Source organism: Paenibacillus sp. TAB_01, assembly GCF_043945595.1.
GTDB lineage: Bacteria > Bacillota > Bacilli > Paenibacillales > NBRC-103111 > Paenibacillus_S.
In genome coordinates this window covers 6,375,531-6,391,958 of sequence record NZ_JBIFNP010000001.1, presented here as the reverse complement: position 1 = coordinate 6,391,958, position 16,428 = coordinate 6,375,531, and the positions used below count along the sequence as shown (strand labels likewise).

Annotated in this window: 15 protein-coding genes, 1 tRNA gene and 1 pseudogene; all 17 read left to right on the top strand. The window is 52.8% G+C overall.

Annotated features, from left to right (window positions below; genetic code table 11):
- The first annotated feature begins 64 nt into the window (after positions 1 to 64).
- The 17 genes and pseudogenes from glmU to ACHHV8_RS31130 all read left to right on the top strand — a co-directional run bounded on the left by glmU (position 65) and on the right by ACHHV8_RS31130 (position 15,908).
- A pseudogene (gene glmU / locus ACHHV8_RS31210) lies at positions 65 to 1,469 on the top strand (bifunctional UDP-N-acetylglucosamine diphosphorylase/glucosamine-1-phosphate N-acetyltransferase GlmU).
- 72 nt (positions 1,470 to 1,541) lie between these two features.
- On the top strand, positions 1,542 to 2,168 hold the full coding sequence (locus tag ACHHV8_RS31205) for a 50S ribosomal protein L25/general stress protein Ctc (protein WP_395163104.1): 627 nt from the start codon (positions 1,542 to 1,544) through the stop codon (positions 2,166 to 2,168).
- A gap of 177 nt (positions 2,169 to 2,345) precedes the next feature.
- A complete protein-coding gene (pth, locus tag ACHHV8_RS31200; RefSeq protein ID WP_395163103.1) occupies positions 2,346 to 2,906 on the top strand; it encodes an aminoacyl-tRNA hydrolase in 561 nt (186 codons plus the stop codon).
- Between the two features lie 106 nt (positions 2,907 to 3,012).
- Positions 3,013 to 3,243, top strand: a complete 231-nt coding sequence (gene fin, locus ACHHV8_RS31195) for an anti-sigma-F factor Fin (protein ID WP_395163102.1) — start codon at positions 3,013 to 3,015, stop codon at positions 3,241 to 3,243.
- 261 nt (positions 3,244 to 3,504) lie between these two features.
- Positions 3,505 to 7,026, top strand: a complete 3,522-nt coding sequence (mfd, locus tag ACHHV8_RS31190; protein ID WP_395163101.1) for a transcription-repair coupling factor — start codon at positions 3,505 to 3,507, stop codon at positions 7,024 to 7,026.
- Positions 7,013 to 8,143 carry a peptidylprolyl isomerase gene (locus ACHHV8_RS31185; protein WP_395163100.1) on the top strand — a complete coding sequence of 377 codons (1,131 nt, stop codon included), beginning with the start codon at positions 7,013 to 7,015 and terminating at the stop codon, positions 8,141 to 8,143. Before mfd ends, ACHHV8_RS31185 begins: the two co-directional genes overlap by 14 nt.
- Positions 8,144 to 8,377: 234 nt before the next feature.
- The gene (gene spoVT / locus ACHHV8_RS31180) at positions 8,378 to 8,920 is read left to right on the top strand and encodes a stage V sporulation protein T (RefSeq protein WP_395163099.1); all 543 of its coding nucleotides are present in this window, start codon (positions 8,378 to 8,380) and stop codon (positions 8,918 to 8,920) included.
- Between the two features lie 336 nt (positions 8,921 to 9,256).
- Entirely contained in the window at positions 9,257 to 10,969 is a 1,713-nt protein-coding gene (locus ACHHV8_RS31175; RefSeq protein WP_395163098.1) for a putative polysaccharide biosynthesis protein, read from the top strand.
- Between the two features lie 63 nt (positions 10,970 to 11,032).
- Positions 11,033 to 12,532 (top strand): bifunctional methyltransferase/pyrophosphohydrolase YabN, encoded by a 1,500-nt coding sequence (gene yabN / locus ACHHV8_RS31170; protein WP_395163673.1) that lies wholly within the window; start codon positions 11,033 to 11,035, stop codon positions 12,530 to 12,532.
- A 64-nt stretch (positions 12,533 to 12,596) separates the two neighbouring features.
- Entirely contained in the window at positions 12,597 to 12,869 is a 273-nt protein-coding gene (locus ACHHV8_RS31165; protein WP_395163097.1) for an HU family DNA-binding protein, read from the top strand.
- Positions 12,869 to 13,162 (top strand): RNA-binding S4 domain-containing protein, encoded by a 294-nt coding sequence (locus ACHHV8_RS31160; RefSeq protein WP_395163096.1) that lies wholly within the window; start codon positions 12,869 to 12,871, stop codon positions 13,160 to 13,162. Before ACHHV8_RS31165 ends, ACHHV8_RS31160 begins: the two co-directional genes overlap by 1 nt.
- Before the next feature lie 196 nt (positions 13,163 to 13,358).
- On the top strand, positions 13,359 to 13,643 hold the full coding sequence (yabP, locus tag ACHHV8_RS31155) for a sporulation protein YabP (RefSeq protein WP_395163095.1): 285 nt from the start codon (positions 13,359 to 13,361) through the stop codon (positions 13,641 to 13,643).
- Complete coding sequence (gene yabQ / locus ACHHV8_RS31150) at positions 13,640 to 14,209, top strand: spore cortex biosynthesis protein YabQ (protein WP_395163094.1); 570 nt, start codon at positions 13,640 to 13,642, stop codon at positions 14,207 to 14,209. The genes yabP and yabQ overlap by 4 nt, the downstream gene beginning before the upstream one ends.
- Positions 14,210 to 14,235: 26 nt before the next feature.
- Positions 14,236 to 14,571, top strand: a complete 336-nt coding sequence (locus ACHHV8_RS31145) for an FtsB family cell division protein (RefSeq protein ID WP_395163093.1) — start codon at positions 14,236 to 14,238, stop codon at positions 14,569 to 14,571.
- 114 nt (positions 14,572 to 14,685) lie between these two features.
- Complete coding sequence (locus ACHHV8_RS31140) at positions 14,686 to 15,192, top strand: S1 domain-containing RNA-binding protein (RefSeq protein ID WP_395163092.1); 507 nt, start codon at positions 14,686 to 14,688, stop codon at positions 15,190 to 15,192.
- Positions 15,193 to 15,384: 192 nt separating this feature from the next.
- Positions 15,385 to 15,744, top strand: coding sequence for a DoxX family protein (locus ACHHV8_RS31135; protein WP_395163091.1), 360 nt, complete (start codon positions 15,385 to 15,387; stop codon positions 15,742 to 15,744).
- 90 nt (positions 15,745 to 15,834) lie between these two features.
- Positions 15,835 to 15,908, top strand: a tRNA-Met gene (locus ACHHV8_RS31130).
- The last annotated feature ends 520 nt before the right edge of the window (positions 15,909 to 16,428 follow it).

The following is a 16,428-nucleotide window of genomic DNA, read 5'->3' as shown; positions in this document are numbered from 1 at the left end:
ACGATGTATAGAAATCTATTTTTTATATGCCTGATCTATTTATTTGAAGAAGGAGCTGGATGGGTTGAACATCATGGGAGTCGTCCTTGCTGCAGGACAAGGGAAGCGGATGAAATCGAAATTATACAAGGTGCTTCACAAGGTTTGCGGTAAGCCGATGGTAGGCCACGTTGTGGACGCATTGGAACAAATGGAGACGCACCGCGCGGTTGTCGTCGTAGGCCATGGCGCCGATTCGGTCAAGGCTTATCTGGGAGACCGTGTTGAATATGCTATGCAGGAGCAGCAGCTTGGTACGGGACACGCTGTTCTTCAGGCGAAGGATTTGCTGGCTGAAGAGGATGGGATCACCGTTGTATTGTACGGAGATACTCCGCTCATTACCGCTGCATCCCTGCGGGAGATGATACGGCTGCATCAGGATAAAGGGGCCGCGGCTACCGTGATGACGGCGATCATGGATGATCCGTTCGGTCTCGGACGAATCCTCCGCGATGAGGAGGGCCGCTTGTCGGGCATTGTGGAACAGAAAGATTGTACGGCGGAGCAGCGTGAAATCAAGGAAATCAATTCCGGCATGTACTGCTTCGATAACCGCAAGCTGTTTGCCGCCTTGAGCAAGGTAACGAATCAGAACGCGCAGAACGAATATTATTTGACGGACGTGATCAGTATTCTGGTCGGCGAGAATGAAGTGGTTGAAGCGTACTGTACGCCGGATGCGATGGAGACGCTGGGCGTTAACGACCGGGTGGCGCTGTCCGAAGCGGAGCAGGTGATGCGTACGCGGATTAACCGGGCCCATATGCTGAACGGCGTCACATTTATCGATGCGGCAAGCACCTATATCGAGGCGGATGTTCAGATCGGTGCGGATACGATCGTTCATCCGGGAACGGTGCTGAAGGGCCGTACGGTGATTGGCGAAGATTGCGTTATCGGGCCTCAGGCCGATATTACGGACAGTACGCTGGGCGACGGCGTTCAAGTGGTGCATTCCGTGATGAATGACGCGGTTGTAGGCCGGGAGACTACCGTACGAGCCGTTCGCATATCTGCGTCCGGGTACGAAGCTTGGCGAACACGTCAAAATCGGCGATTTCGTAGAAATCAAAAATGCGACGCTGGACGATGACGTCAAAGTATCGCATCTCAGCTATATCGGCGATGCCGTCGTAGGCAAGAACGTCAACTTCGGCTGCGGCGCCATTACCGTTAACTATGACGGCTTCAATAAGCAGCTGACCGAGGTGGAGGAAGGGGCCTTCATCGGAAGCAACGTCAATCTGATCGCGCCTGTGAAGATCGGCAAAGGAGCTTATGTGGTAGCGGGATCGACGATTACGCACAATGTGGGCGACAACGATCTGGCGATTGCCCGCGAGCGCCAGGTGAATAAAGCAGGGTACGCCGATAAGCTTCGCAGCAAATTCAGCGCGAAGAAAAAACAATCGCAGCAGCCGAAGTGATTGGATTGTCCTTCTTTTGGGTAAAGTATGAGTAGGTTTCGTTTATCGACCCAATTGAAGGAGGTAGTACCCATGGCAACAATGAAAGCAGAACAGCGAAGCGGATTGACCAAGTCGGAGCGCAAAACGCTTCGGACGAAGGGGAAAATTCCGGCCGTTATTTATGGGAAGAAGATTTCCCACACACCAATTGTCATAGATGAAAAAGAATTGACTGCGGTTCTCCGCACCAATCCGCATGCTATCATCGAGATGGAGCTGCCGGGAGCGGGGAAGCAGCCGGTTATGATCAACGAGCTGCAGCGTGACGCTATTTTGCGGAATGTCATTCACGTTGATTTCCACCAAATTAACATGGACGAACCTGTTCATACGACAGTCCGGCTGGATTATGTAGGCGACGCAACCGGTGTGAAGGAAGGCGGAATTCTGCAGATCCAGCATCATGAGATCGAGGTTCGCTGCCTGCCTGCACAAATACCTGACTCGATTGAAGTCGATATCAGCGCCCTGGAGATTGGAAGCAACATTCTTGTCTCCGAGCTGAAGGTATCGGATGCGGTCGAAATCAAGTCTGAGCCTAGCGATGTACTCGTCACGATTCTGGCGCCGCAGAAAGAGGCGGTCGAACCGGATACGGCGGAAGAGGCGGCTCAACAAGCCGAAGCTCAGGCCGAAACGGAGACGAGTCCGGCTTAAGCTGGAGTCGGGTTATCGTGTTTCGGAAGTCAGCCTGGTTGAGGAGCGCGTCGGACCCTGGGTTCGGTGCGCTCTTTTTGTCGGTATCCAAGTGCGGTACATCTATGGCGGGTCGGGGGAATCATTATAGTTTGTCATCTACATGTACTCATTGAATGGGAGAGAGGTTAGACGCGCGTGAAATGGTTTGTAGGATTGGGTAATCCGGGCAAGCAGTATGAAACCACCCGGCACAATATCGGATTTATGGCACTGGACCGGTTTGCTGACAAACACGGCATCAAAATATCGCAAAACAAATGCAAAGGACTGCTGGGCGAAGGGAATGTGGGCGGTACGAAGGTGTACCTGCTGAAGCCGATGACCTACATGAACTTATCCGGCGAGTCCATTCGTGCGTTTATGGACTTTTATAAAGCACCGATTGAGGATCTGATCCTCGTCTATGACGATTTGGACACGCCTTACGGCCAAATCCGGCTTCGCTATCAGGGCAGTGCAGGCGGACACAACGGAATTAAATCGGCGATTCAATATTTGGGGACCCAGTCGTTTCAACGTATTCGGATGGGGATCAACCGCCCTGCGCCGGGCTACAATATCGCCGACTATGTGCTTTCGAACTTTTCCAAGGAAGAATTCAAACTGATGCCCCAGCTGCTCGACACAACCTGTGAAGCGATGGAGCATGCTTTGGATAACCCGTTCGAGAAAACGATGGCCAAATTTAATGTGTAATGTTCTTGTGCAGCTGCATTAAACTTATGCCCTTACTTCATAGAGAACTCCGCTCGGCTAAACTCCCCCTTTTTTGGTCATAATGTAAGAAAAGGAGGAGAGAACCATGGCCATTCAATATATATGCCGCCACTGTCAGACCAAGATCGGGCAGTTGGATCAATCTCATGTAAACGAGGAGCTGTTGGGCTTCCATTTCTTGACCCCCGAGGAGCGTCAGAGTATAATATCGTATAACCCGAATGGGGATGTTACGGTCAGAGTGGTATGTGATTACTGTAAGGAAGCGCTGGAGCACAATCCGGAGCTGTCTTTGCTGGCGAGCCCTCTGCAATAAAACTGAATCTTGGAGGCATTGGCCCGTCTGCCTAGGCTGTTAAAGTCCTGGGTTCTTTTGCGAGTATGTGAGAACACATGCTCCTATTCTGATTCAACCTTGCCGCCCATAGGATGAAATACGGGTGTGAAGGCTATACCATATGTGTGTGCAAAGGGGCGTCACCCGTGAATGGTGTCAGCTCCTTGTAGCCGTTTATAAGATATTTCCGGGCTTCTATCGAAAGAAGCCTTTGTTGATGGGTGAGAGGGGTGTACGGTTTTGCAAGCATTAATCCAAGCGTTCTCCGCGGATCCTGAGCTGCAAAGTATTGTTTCTGGCGTTCGCTCGGGGATGAGGGAGCAGTTAATTTCCGGGTTATCCGGTTCCTCAAGACAAGTCATGCTTGCGGCGCTTTATGAAGAACTGCAGCAGCCCTTGTTTATTGTGACGCACAATATGTTTTCCGCTCAGAAAATTTTTGAAGACCTCGTCGAGTGTCTGCCGGCCGACAAAGTAATTTTGTTTCCGGCCCAGGAGCTGCTGGCGGCGGAAACCGCGGTGGCGAGTCCCGAGATGCTGGCCCAGCGGATCGATGCGCTGACCCGGCTGGCCGGAGGCTTTAGCGGGGTTGTCGTCGTCCCTTATGCAGGGATGCGGCGGATTGTAGCCGAGAAGGAGATCATTGCGAACGCCAGGCTGCACATCAAGGTCGGGCAGACGCTGACGCTGGAGACATTTATCAGCCAGATGGTGCATCTCGGCTATGAACGGGTCGAGCGGGTGGAAGCCAAAGGTGAGATGAGCGTCCGCGGCGGCATCATCGACTTTTTTCCTTTAGCCGCAGCCCATCCGTACCGGCTGGAGCTTTTTGACGTGGAGATCGACTCGATCCGGACGTTCGATATTGCCGATCAGCGGTCGATGGACAAAATAACCGAGCTGGTCATTACGCCGTGCCGTGAGATTATTGCCGATGGTAAACGGTTGCAAAGCGCGGCGCAGCACGCCTATGAGCTGCTGCAGGCACAGCTGGAGAAAATGGCCGACCGCGGCGCCAAAGAGCGCCTGCTCGAAGGCGTCGGCCACGACATCGAACGGATGAGAGAGGGGCAGTATATCCCCGGTCTGTTTAAATACATCTCGCTGATTTATCCGGAGAGGCAGACGCTGCTCGATTATATGCCTAAGGATACGGTGCTGCTGATCGATGAGCCGGCGCGGCTGCTGGAAACCGCGAAGCAGCTGGAGCGGGATGAAGCGGAATGGACGACGATGTCGCTATCGGACGGAAACAGCATGCCGGCGCTTGTCCTGTCCAAATCATATGAAACACTGCTTCAGCGCAAGCCTTATCCTACGCTTTATATGTCCTTGTTCCTACGTCAGGTGCCGCAAACGCAGCCGCAAAATATCGTCAACTTCATGTGCCGGGTCATGCAAAATTTTCACGGCCAAATGAATGTGCTGAAGTCCGAAATGGAGCGATGGAAAAAGGCGAACGCCAAGGTGCTGCTGCTGGCTAACGGAGAGGAGCGGGTGGAACGCGTCCGCCGGGTTTTGGCGGATTATCATATCGAAGAGCCGATCATTCTGAACGGGAATCTGCAAACGGGCTTCGAGCTGCCGAACATTCACCTGGTCGTTATTACCGAAGGGGAAATGTTCACCCAGAAGCAGCGCAAGGCCCGCAAGGTGGAGAAAAAGATTGAAAATGCCGAACGCATCAAGAGCTACCAGGAGCTCAAGGTGGGAGATTATGTCGTTCACGTCAATCACGGGATCGGTAAATTCGTCGGCATCGGCACGCTGGAAATCAACGGCATTCATAAAGATTATTTGCACATTCTGTATGCGGGGGGCGACAAGCTGTCCGTACCGATCGACCAGATCGATCTGATTCAGAAATATGTAGGCTCTGAAGAGAAGGAGCCGAAGGTATACAAGCTGGGCGGAGCCGATTGGAACCGTGTTAAGAGCAAGGTCCGTTCCTCGGTTCAGGACATTGCGGACGATCTGATCAAGCTGTATGCGGAGCGGCAGGCGACAACCGGCTATGCATTTAACGCAGACAGCACCTACCAGCAGGAATTTGAGGGGATGTTCCCCTATGAAGAGACGACGGACCAGCTTCGCGCGATCGGCGAGATCAAGGAAGATATGGAGAAGTCCCGCCCGATGGACCGGCTGCTCTGCGGTGACGTAGGCTACGGCAAAACGGAGGTGGCGATCCGTGCGGCGTTCAAGGCGGCTATCGACGGCAAGCAGGTCGCGGTGCTGGTGCCGACTACGATTTTGGCGCAGCAGCATTATGAAACGTTCCGGGAGCGGTTCTCCGGCTATCCTTTCAATATTCAGGTGTTAAGCCGTTTCCGTTCGAAGAAGGATCAATCGGAGACGATGAAAGGCGTGAAGGCCGGGACCGTCGATGTCGTCATCGGGACACACCGCTTGTTGTCCTCCGACGTCAAGTTCAAGGATCTCGGACTGCTCATTGTGGACGAGGAGCAGCGGTTCGGCGTCTCCCACAAGGAGAAGCTGAAGCGGCTGAAGACGAACGTCGACGTGCTGACACTGACTGCGACACCGATTCCGCGTACGCTGCATATGTCGATGCTGGGCGTAAGGGACTTGTCCGTTATCGAAACGCCGCCTGAAAACCGGTTCCCGGTGCAGACCTATGTCGTCGAGCACAGCAACGCGCTGGTGCGCGAGGCGGTAGAGCGGGAGCTTGCGCGCGAAGGGCAAGTGTACTATCTGTATAACCGGGTGCAGGGCATTAACCAGATGGCGGAGCAGATTTCCATGCTGGTGCCGGATGCCCGGGTCACTGTGGCGCATGGGCAAATGTCGGAGCAGGAGCTGGAGAAAACGATTCTCGACTTCCTTGACGGCGAGTTTGACGTGCTTGTCAGTACGAGTATTATCGAGACGGGCGTGGATATCCCTAATGTCAATACGCTGATCGTGCATGATGCCGATAAAATGGGCTTGTCCCAGCTGTATCAGCTTCGCGGGCGGGTCGGGAGGTCCAACCGGATCGCATATGCTTATTTTACGTACCAGCGTGATAAAGTGCTGACTGAGGTTGCGGAAAAGCGGCTGCAGGCGATAAAAGAGTTTACAGAACTTGGGTCAGGGTTTAAAATTGCGATGAGGGATTTGGCGATCCGTGGAGCGGGCAACCTCCTCGGAGCCGAACAGCATGGATTTATTGCTTCGGTCGGGTTTGATTTGTATTCCCAAATGCTGGCGGAAGAGATCGCGAAGCGTAAGCATGAGATCACCGGAGAACAGCCGGAGGAGGCCAAGCCATGGTCTACCGTCCTCGACATCCAGTTGGATGCTTATATTCCGGGAGATTACATTTACGACAGCGTTCAAAAGATCGAAATTTACAAAAAAGTAGCCGCCGTCAAATCGTTGGAGGAAGCAGCGGAGCTGCACGACGAGCTGGTGAACCGTTTCGGCGATTTGCCGGAAGCGGTGCTCAATCTGCTGGCTGCTGCGAGATTGAAGGTTTATGGCTCCATGTATGCCATTGAAACCATCTCGCAAAAAGGAACGGACTACGAGATCAAGGTGCATGCCGATCAAACGGGCCGTTTGGACGGACAGAAGCTGCTTCAGGTCGCAGGCGAATTCGAAGGCCGGGTGAAGCTGATTCCGGGGCCGCAGATTCATTTCCAGATCAAGGGCAAAGGTCTCAAGCCAGAACAATCCATCGATTTGTTGGAAAAGTTTTTGGTACAATACAAGCAAGCGCTGAAACCGAAGGGAGAACTACTAGATGCTGTCAAATAATTGGAAGAAAGTCCGCAAGGGGCTTATAGCCGTGCTGGCTGTAATGACGATCCTTACGGCGGCCGGCTGTGGCAAGAAAGCGGACGGCGACGCAGGGACAGGTACCGCGGCTACAACGAAAGCGGATGCCAACGAGGTGCTTGTCACCTATAAAGATGGCGGAAAGGTCACCCGGGGAGAGTTCGATAGTTTCCTGAACGTTAACCTGTTTTTCTATAAAGAATACGCTCAATACAAAGACGATCCTGCTTTCCAGCAGGATATGATGAAGCAGCTGGTGACTTTCAAAATCTTGTCCTCCCGTGCGGACGACAAAGCGAAGGCGGAAGCCGACACGAAAGCGAAAGCCCAGATTGACCAAATCAAAACCTTCTTCGGCGCCCAGGAGGGCGGATTGGACAAGCAGTTGAAGGATGCCAGCCTGACGACGAAGGATGTTGAGGACTTTGTAACCCGCAGTATGCAGGCAATTGCAGCGATGGAAAGCAAAGTAACGGACCAGCAGGTAAAAGACGCCTATGACAAGAAATTGGCGGAAGACAAAAACGCTTATGACGTAGCGACGGTCAGCCACATTCTGATCGGAACCTCCGATCCGGCTACAGGCAAAGAAAGCCGTACGAAAGAAGACGCGCTGAAACGCGCCAAGGAAGTGCAGGACAAGCTGAAAAACGGCGGCGACTTTGTAGCTCTGGCCAAGGAATATTCCGACGATCCGGGTTCGAAGGATAACGGCGGCAAATACGAGAATGTCGATATTTCGCAATGGGTGCCCGAGTTTAAAAACGCGGCTGCAACCCTGCCGTTGAACCAGATCAGCGATCCGGTGGAAACGTCCTACGGATACCATGTAATGAAAGTGGAAGCGAGAAAAACAAAAACGTTCGACGAGGTAAAAGGGGATCTGCGTTCCCAACTAGCCGAGCCGCAAATTTATGATTTCGTCGAGAAGGAACTGCCGACGCTGATCGAGTCCAACAAGCTGCCTCAGCCTCCGGCCAATCCGCCGGCTGCAACGACACCGACATCGCCTACGACGGAAGCGCCTAAAACGGATGCTCCGCAAACGGAAGCACCGAAGACGGACGCGCCGAAAGCCGAGACGCCGGCCAAGTAATATATTACCAGGATGCCCCAATGGGCATCCTGTTTTTATTTCTCAAATATGGACATAATGAAATCAATGACGTCACAGTACATACCGCTTTCAAAGAGACGTCTCACAGCAACACATGTATAAGCCACTGGGAATCGATGAATACTATGGTTACTAATTGAATTCCCTCCATTGAATAAACCATTGCTATCCAGTCGTATCTAACTCTTCAAGGAAAGCGAGGCATCTAGAAACATGAAAGCAACTGGAATCGTTCGTCGCATTGACGATTTAGGAAGAGTGGTTATCCCTAAAGAAATTCGTCGTACTTTGCGGATTAGGGAAGGGGATCCTCTGGAGATTTTCGTGGATCGCGACGGGGAAGTGATCTTGAAAAAGTATTCTCCGATAGGCGAGCTGGGAGATTTCGCGAAAGAGTATGCAGAATCGCTTTATGAAAGCACAAATCATATCACCATGATCTCCGACCGGGATACGATTATTGCGGTGGCCGGAGGCTCGAAAAAGGATTACTTGGAAAAGCAGATCGGTTCACTCGTCGAAACCTGCATGGAAAACCGGAAGGCTTCGTTAGAGACCGGATCGGGTCAATATGAAATTTGCAAAGACGTGTCCGAGACGTATTCCGCTTATGTAATTGCGCCGATTATCGCAGGCGGCGATCCGATCGGATCGGTCATACTGCTGAGCAAGGATGAATCGGTCAAGATGGGACAAATGGAAACGAAGATGGCCGAGACGGCGGCAGGCTTCTTGGCGAAACAAATGGAGCAATAGCAGGTGGCTTGGCCGCATTCCGAAAATAAGCTTCCCAACCTTACGAATCCTGAAATGGATACGCAGTTGGGAGGCTATTTTTATTTACCGGTAGGCGGAGCTTCCGCTAAGCGAGGGCCGAGACGCAGGGAAAAGTGGAAGTGCGGATGTGTAACGGCATGAGGCTTCCTTGTTTGCCGGCTGGACGGGAAGCTTTTCTTAGGCATAAACGATAGTATATAATGAGTGGGATTAATAGGTAGCGGGAGTTGTCTCCGGTATATGTGGAAGAAGAGAACGGATGAAGGCAGAGAGACCCGCAGGGGCGGCGGCCGTAACAGAGCCGGAGGCTCTGCCTTGCTTCATGGCGCGGCGGTGCTTGGCGCGGCTGCTGTGGTGTCGAAGCTGATCGGTACGATGCAAAAAATCCCGCTGCAGAACATGGCGGGTGACCGGGTTTTTGGCATTTATAACGCGGTGTATCCGCTCTATATTTTGATTTTGTTTTTGGCCACGGCGGGCTTCCCGCTGGTCGTCTCCAAATTCGTGTCCGAGCAGGCGGCGCTGGGCCAGCATGACGAGGCGCGGAGGGTACTCACGGTATCCTCGGTTATTCTGGCCGTCTCCGGACTGCTGTTCTTCCTGCTGTTGTATTTCGGTGCGGACGGAATAGCCGTACTGATGGGCGCCGGACAGACGGGGCCTGCGATCCGAAGCGTTTCTTTCGCTCTGCTGCTCGTGCCCTTTATGTCCGCTTTGCGGGGGTATTATCAGGGCTACCAGAACATGGTGCCGACAGCGGTATCCCAGGTGATTGAACAATCCGTCCGGGTGGCCACGATGTTTGTTTTGCTAGTGCTGCTGATGCGCTGGGGGTACGGCCCGGAGTGGATAGCCGCGGGAGCGACGTTTGGATCGGTAACGGGGGCGGTGGCCGGGCTGACGGTGATGCTGTGGTATTGGCAGAAGGATCGCGGAAGCCGTTGGCAGTCCATCTCCGGTAACAGAGGAAAGGGCGTTGAGCTCCAGGAAGAGCAGGCGCAGGCTGGGGTGGCTGCGATTAGCTCCAGCAGCGAGTCGAGCCTTATTAAGGATCAGGAAGCCCTCCCTTTAGCCAGGGCCAGGGCATCCTACGGGCAGCTTGCCCGCAAGCTGATGGCTTACGCGCTGCCGGTCTGCCTTGGCTCTATCGCGCTTCCCATACTGACGCTGGTCGATTCGTTTACGATACCGCGGCAGCTGAAGAGCTACGGCTTGGGCGAGGGGGACGCGCTGTACCAGTTCGGTCTGTACAACCACGGGCTGCCACTCGTGCAGCTGGTCGCAATGATTGCTTCCTCCATGTCAGCAGCCTTGGTGCCAGCCCTTGCTGAAGCTCACCGCAAGGGTGAGGTGAAGCGGGTGCGGAGCGTCACCGTGCTGTCGCTGCGGATGACCTGGCTCATTGGGCTGGCCGCTTCGGTCGGCATGGCGGTACTGGCGGAGCCGATGAACGTCATGTTCTACAAAAGCACGGAGGGCTCGCTCGCCATGGCGGTGCTGGCCTTCACCGCCCTGTTCAGCACGCTGAACATCGTCGCGTCCAGCGTGCTGCAGGGCCTCGGCGCCGTCAAGGCTCCGGCGCTGTACCTGCTCGCCGCGGCGGCGCTCAAGATCGCGGCGAACGCCGCCCTCGTGCCCCGCTGGGGCATTGATGGCGCCGCAGCCGCGGCGGTGGCCGCCTATGCGCTTGCAGGCGGCCTCGCTCTCGCGCATGCGCTGCGTGCCGCAGGCGTCAGGCCGGCGCCCGGCCGCGCGGTCATCAAGCCGATGCTGGCCACCGGCTTGATGACGCTCGGCCTGCTGGCCGTCACCCGCGGGCTGCCGGCGCTGCTCGGCGCCTTGGGCCTGCCGGTCGCGTCCCGCGGCACGGCGGTGGCGGTCTCGCTCGCCGGCGTGGCGTTCGGCGCGCTCGTCTATGCGCTCGCGCTGCTGCGCACCGGCGCGGTGAGCGCCGAAGAGCTCGAGCGCGTGCCGAAGCTCGGCGGCAAAGTGCTGAGGCTGCTGCACAGGCTGCGCCTGCTCCGGTAAGCGGCGCTGCTTTTTGCATGTGATAAGTACGATTCTTTTCCTATACAAGGAGGCAAATAGATGATGCAACCGCAAATTACGATTGTCGGGCTCGGTTCTGGCGACGAGAATCAGTTGACGTTAGGTATTTGGAGGAAGCTGCAATCGGCAGCCGGAGGGCTGTACTTGCGTACGGACCGTCATCCGATGGTTACGATGCTTCGAGATAACGGCATCGCCTTCGAATCCTTCGACAGCCTGTATGAAGCCAATGACACGTTCGGGCAGGTATATGAAGCGATTGCGGAGGCGCTCATGGCGAAAGCTGCCGAGAAGCAGGCGGAGATCGTTTATGCCGTGCCAGGGCATCCAATGGTCGCGGAAATGACCGTACAGCTGCTTCGCGCCCGTTGTCCCGAGGCAGGCATCGCGCTGCAGCTGCTTGGCGGCGAAAGCTTTTTGGATCAGGCTTTCCTGCGGCTCGGCTTCGATCCGATCGAAGGCTTTCAGCTGCTCGATGGCACCGACTTGTCGGTCTATAGCCTGAATCCGCTGCTGCACACGGTAATCGGACAGGTCTACGACAGCTTAACGGCTTCCGATGTGAAGCTGACTTTAATGGAGATGTATCCGGACGATTTTGAGGTTGTCGTCGGTCATGCGCTTGGGGTAGCCGGTGAGGAGAAAATCCATCGGATTCCGCTGTATGAGCTGGACCACCTGCAGGACTATGGCAATTTGTCGCTTGTATGGATTCCGCGGTCGAATGAAGACCGGGTTCGCAACAGGACATTCGCCCGCCTGCATGAGATTGTGGCGATATTGCGCAGCCCTGAGGGCTGCCCGTGGGACCGCGAGCAAACCCACCAATCGCTGCGCAAAAATTTGATCGAAGAAGCCTACGAGGTGCTGGAAACGTTCGACGAGGAAGACCCCGACCATATGGCTGAGGAGCTCGGCGACCTGATGCTGCAAATTATGCTGCATTCGCAGATCGAAGCGGAAGAGGGCGGCTTTACGGTGCTGGATGTCATCGCAGGGCTCAATGAGAAGCTGATCCGCCGCCACCCTCATGTTTTCGGCACCAAGAGTGCGGGAGATGCGGATGAAGCGCTTGCCAACTGGCAGGAGATCAAGCAGGAAGAGAAGCGGAGCAAGGGAATCGATCCTGATGAGCTGCCATTGCTTTCGGGCGTGCCTCGTGAGCTGCCTGGACTGATGAAGGCTTATAAGCTTCAGAAAAAAGCGGCAGCGGTCGGCTTTGATTGGAGCCGGCTGGAGGAAGTGTTGGAAATTGTCGAATCCGAGCTGGCGGAATTGAAAGAAGCTTTGGATAAATTTACTAAAAAAGAGCAGCAGGAAGAGCTCGGCGATCTGCTGTTTTCCATAGTGAATTTGGCACGATTTTTGAAGATAGAGCCCGAAGAAGCCATGACTGGGGCCAATCGCAAATTTTTTGAGCGTTTTGGTTATATCGAGCGGCAGCTGCGTTTAAACGGTAAAAATTTTGACCAAACTGATTTACAAGAGATGGAATCTTTGTGGCAGGAAGCAAAAAAAGTTTTAAAAATCGACAAGGACTAGCAGGAATTTCCTGAGGGACAAAGAATACATAGCATTAGTGTTATTTTGAGGAGGAAATGAATCCATGAACAAAACAGATTTAATCAACAATATTTCTGAAAAAAGCGGTATGACGAAAAAAGACGTAGAAACCGTTTTGAACAACTTTTTGGGTGAAGTAACGGATGCATTATCTGCTGGCGATAAAGTACAATTAATCGGTTTCGGCACGTTCGAAACTCGTAAACGTTCCGGTCGCACGGGCCGCAACCCTCAAACCGGTGTAGAAATTTCCATTCCTGAATCCAAAGTTCCGGCTTTTAAAGCAGGCAACAAGCTTAAAGAAGCGGTAAAATAATGCGCCTTGATAAATTCCTCAAGGTTTCCCGGTTGATCAAGCGGCGTACCGTCGCCAAGGACGTATCCGATCAGGGACGCGTCTGGATTAACGGGAAGGATGCCAAGCCGAGCAGTGCCGTAAAGGTGGGCGACGAGCTGAAAATTCAGTTCGGTCAAAAGAGCGTAACCGTCCGGGTGGAGCAGCTATCTGAATCGACCCGTAAGGAAGACGCCGCGAACATGTACACGCTGCTGAAGGAAGAAATGCACCCCAAAAATGATTTCTGGCAATCCAAGGAGACTGAAGCCTAAGCTTTGGTCTCTTTTTTGTTATGGATTTTAGTAGTTCTATTCCTTGTCCTCCCCCCATATTTTTAAGTAAACAAGCTTTGGCTTTATGGTTTGTTTTGCTCGATAAGCAGAAGCCGGAGGCCGTTATACTGCCTGGAGCCACCAGCTTATTTGGCCAAGCACCTATAAAGACAAAGCGCCCAGGGAGGGTCAACCAATGCCAATCGAGCCGGGAAAAGTCAAACGACAAGAAATCAAGATGCTCAACCGAAAGCTGCTCGAGGTTTCCGGCGTAATGAACGTGGAAAGCTTCGACAGTGAAGAATTTTTACTGGAGACGGAATGCGGATTCCTTATGATCAAAGGCTCCAATCTTCACATTAAGAACCTGAGTCTGGAGCAGGGCCTGGTGGCGATAGAAGGATTGGTCAACGAGCTGGCCTATGTCGATACAAACTCCCAAGGCAAGTCCAAGGGATTTCTGGGTAAGCTGTTTAAGTGACGCTGCAGGTACAATTCGTTACCTTGGGCATGATGTTTCTAGGAGGATTATCCTTAGGCGGACTGTTCGACTTATACCGGGTGCTTGCCAGCCAGCTCAAGGCTCCCCGTTATGCCTACTACCTCCTGGACATCTTTTTCTGGATCGCCGGTACGCTGCTTGTGTTCAAGCTGCTCTACGAGAGCAACCTGGGCCAGGTGCGGATGTTTATTTTTATCGGACTGCTGGCCGGCGTGCTGCTCTACTTCTTATTTTTCAGCCCGGTCGTCATTCAAATTATTTTATGGATGATCCGTTTCACCAAGGCCACAATCAGGGTAATAAAAAAAACAGTCGAAATTTTCGTTATTACGCCGGTGATTTGGCTTTATAGGGCTACCGTCGTGTTTTTAGGATTTTTACTGGCCATAGCTATTTTCCTTTACAAAGTTATGTTACAATTACTCTATCCTGTCTGGAAATTGCTGATATGGCTTGTCAGGCCTTTGGTCAGACGGTTCCGCATTCCGAGCTGGATGAAGAAATCAGGTCAAAGTATCGCGGCATTCATCCGTCGGCTCTTTTGATCGGACGTAGGAGGATTTTACAGTAGATGCGAGCTTTACCCACGACAAGCGTAAGCAAGGATGCAAAACCTCATAACAAAGGCTCTTTTCGCAGACGCCGTTTGGTCTTGATTGTGCTTGCATGCTTCATGTGCTGGGCGGGCGTCACACTGTGGAATCAAGTCGGTAAATTGAACGCAAGAAGCGAGAAAGCAGCCCTTTTGGAAGAGAAGCTGAAAGAAACCCAGCAAGACCATGAAGATGCCCAACGCGAAATTGCCAGATTGAACGATCCCGAATACGTAGAACAAAAAATTCGAAAAGAGCTGCACTATGTGAAACAAGGAGAAACCTTGTTCTATGTGCCTAAAGAGCAGAAGTAATAAGGTCTGGGAGATCGCTCTCAAACCTTGTTGTTGACCATGTTGCAGCCAGTACGTTATAATCTGCATTATCAGGGTTTTTGTTAATTATTTAAGGGAGGAACATTTTACTTTATGGCAATAGAAGTGGGCAGCAAGCTGGAAGGGAAAGTAACGGGCATTACTCACTTTGGGGCATTTGTAGAGCTACCCGAGGGCGGTACCGGACTTGTGCACATCTCGGAGATAGCAGACAACTACGTTAAAGATGTCAACGATCATTTGAAGCTGAATGACATCGTTACCGTCAAAGTGATTAATGTGGACAAAGACGGCAAAATCGGCTTATCCATTAAGCAAGCGGTAGATAAACCGGTGGAAGCGACGAGGCCCGCTCGTTTTGAAAGACCAAGTGGCGGTTCCGGCGGCGGCTTTGGCGGCGGTGGAGACCGTGGACCACGGGGCGGCGGCTTTGGAGGCCGCGGCGGTGATCGTGGAGGTCGTGGAGGCAAGCCTCCAGCAAACAAGTTATCCTTTGAAGATAAAATGTCGCGCTTCCTGAAAGACAGTGAAGAGCGGATCTCCTCCCTGAAGAAGAACACCGAAGGGAAACGCGGAGGCCGTGGAGCTCGACGCGATTAATAATAGAATGAATAGCCGTAAGAGCAGAGATGCCTCTTACGGCTTTTTTACGTTAAGACGGCTGTTCATACGGCTTGTGCCTAGACTTCCGTGGGAAGTTTTTTACATTACTACTTGATTAAAGTTACTTACTAATATATACTAACAAATAATTAATAACTATAATATCATTTGCGGGAGGAAGGATGAACGATGAGAAAAGGCTTCGTGGTACTCGGATATATCGTATTGGTGCTGGTAGCTGCATTGTTCTTGATGCAGGGATTTTCTAAAGTGACGGGGGCGGATCAGACTGTAGCCAGCTTTGAAAAATACGGCTATGCCATTTGGTTTCGTGTCCTGCTCGGGATGGGAGAAATCGCAGCGGCGATCGCGCTGTTCATTCCCGCGCTTTCCCGTTATGCGGCATCCCTATTGGCCATGATTATGGTCGGCGCTATCATCACGCATTTTGTTAACGGGGAAGCCGGCTATGCCGCATTGCCTGCGGCGCTGTTGATTATTACGGGGATTACAGCTTTCGTGCGAAAGCCGAAACGCGCTTTCAGCTAAGCTGCTTCAGGGAGCAGGCTATGACGGCGGCAAACGGAAATGAACTGCTTGACAAACGGGGCAAGCCTGTTATATACTCATGCTTGTTGTGGCGGTGTAGCTCAGCTGGCTAGAGCGTACGGTTCATACCCGTGAGGTCGGGGGTTCGATTCCCTTCGCCGCTATTGAACATAAGAGAAAGCACCCTGTCGAGATACGAATCCGACGGGGTGTTTTTTTGTATTTGGCAAGGAACCGGCAGAAGATTTTCTATCCGAGCGGCGCGGGTCAAGTCTCTTCATACTCTCCATAGAGAGGATGGCAGGTGTATTAGCTGCTGGGCACCAGCTTTTAACGACAGATTAGGACAGGGGCAAGCGCGCCTTTCCGGTATGCTGTCAAGAGGCGCGGCTCCAGCACGGGTATTCGACGGCGGGAGGCTCGGCCAAGCGGAGAATTCCCCCTGACCGTGTCGCGGCCGACAGCGGCAAAAAGAACTTTTGTCGTATTCTAAAAAGTTGCCGTGGAAATCGACAGCATGTAACGGCAACAGTGCGGGGACGACTTCTGTTTCCGTCGGATGGAAGCTAGGTTCTGAATGGCCGCCCACTATTGATAGCGTTTTCAAATGTTTGTATGTATAGAAGCAAGCCGTTTTGCGGCGGGGCTTTTTTTGTCGGAAAAAACTTTTGGCACTCCCACTCA

What these genes read in the sequence shown, in the direction of transcription:
- yabN (WP_395163673.1), top strand. Translation starts at nt 11,033, where the DNA reads ATGCAACCGCAAATTACGATTGTCGGGCTCGGTTCTGGCGACGAGAAT.
- ACHHV8_RS31140 (WP_395163092.1), top strand. Translation starts at nt 14,686, where the DNA reads ATGGCAATAGAAGTGGGCAGCAAGCTGGAAGGGAAAGTAACGGGCATT.
- ACHHV8_RS31165 (WP_395163097.1), top strand. Translation starts at nt 12,597, where the DNA reads ATGAACAAAACAGATTTAATCAACAATATTTCTGAAAAAAGCGGTATG.
- fin (WP_395163102.1), top strand. Translation starts at nt 3,013, where the DNA reads ATGGCCATTCAATATATATGCCGCCACTGTCAGACCAAGATCGGGCAG.
- yabP (WP_395163095.1), top strand. Translation starts at nt 13,359, where the DNA reads ATGCCAATCGAGCCGGGAAAAGTCAAACGACAAGAAATCAAGATGCTC.
- spoVT (WP_395163099.1), top strand. Translation starts at nt 8,378, where the DNA reads ATGAAAGCAACTGGAATCGTTCGTCGCATTGACGATTTAGGAAGAGTG.
- ACHHV8_RS31160 (WP_395163096.1), top strand. Translation starts at nt 12,869, where the DNA reads ATGCGCCTTGATAAATTCCTCAAGGTTTCCCGGTTGATCAAGCGGCGT.
- ACHHV8_RS31145 (WP_395163093.1), top strand. Translation starts at nt 14,236, where the DNA reads ATGCGAGCTTTACCCACGACAAGCGTAAGCAAGGATGCAAAACCTCAT.
- ACHHV8_RS31205 (WP_395163104.1), top strand. Translation starts at nt 1,542, where the DNA reads ATGGCAACAATGAAAGCAGAACAGCGAAGCGGATTGACCAAGTCGGAG.
- ACHHV8_RS31185 (WP_395163100.1), top strand. Translation starts at nt 7,013, where the DNA reads ATGCTGTCAAATAATTGGAAGAAAGTCCGCAAGGGGCTTATAGCCGTG.
- ACHHV8_RS31135 (WP_395163091.1), top strand. Translation starts at nt 15,385, where the DNA reads ATGAGAAAAGGCTTCGTGGTACTCGGATATATCGTATTGGTGCTGGTA.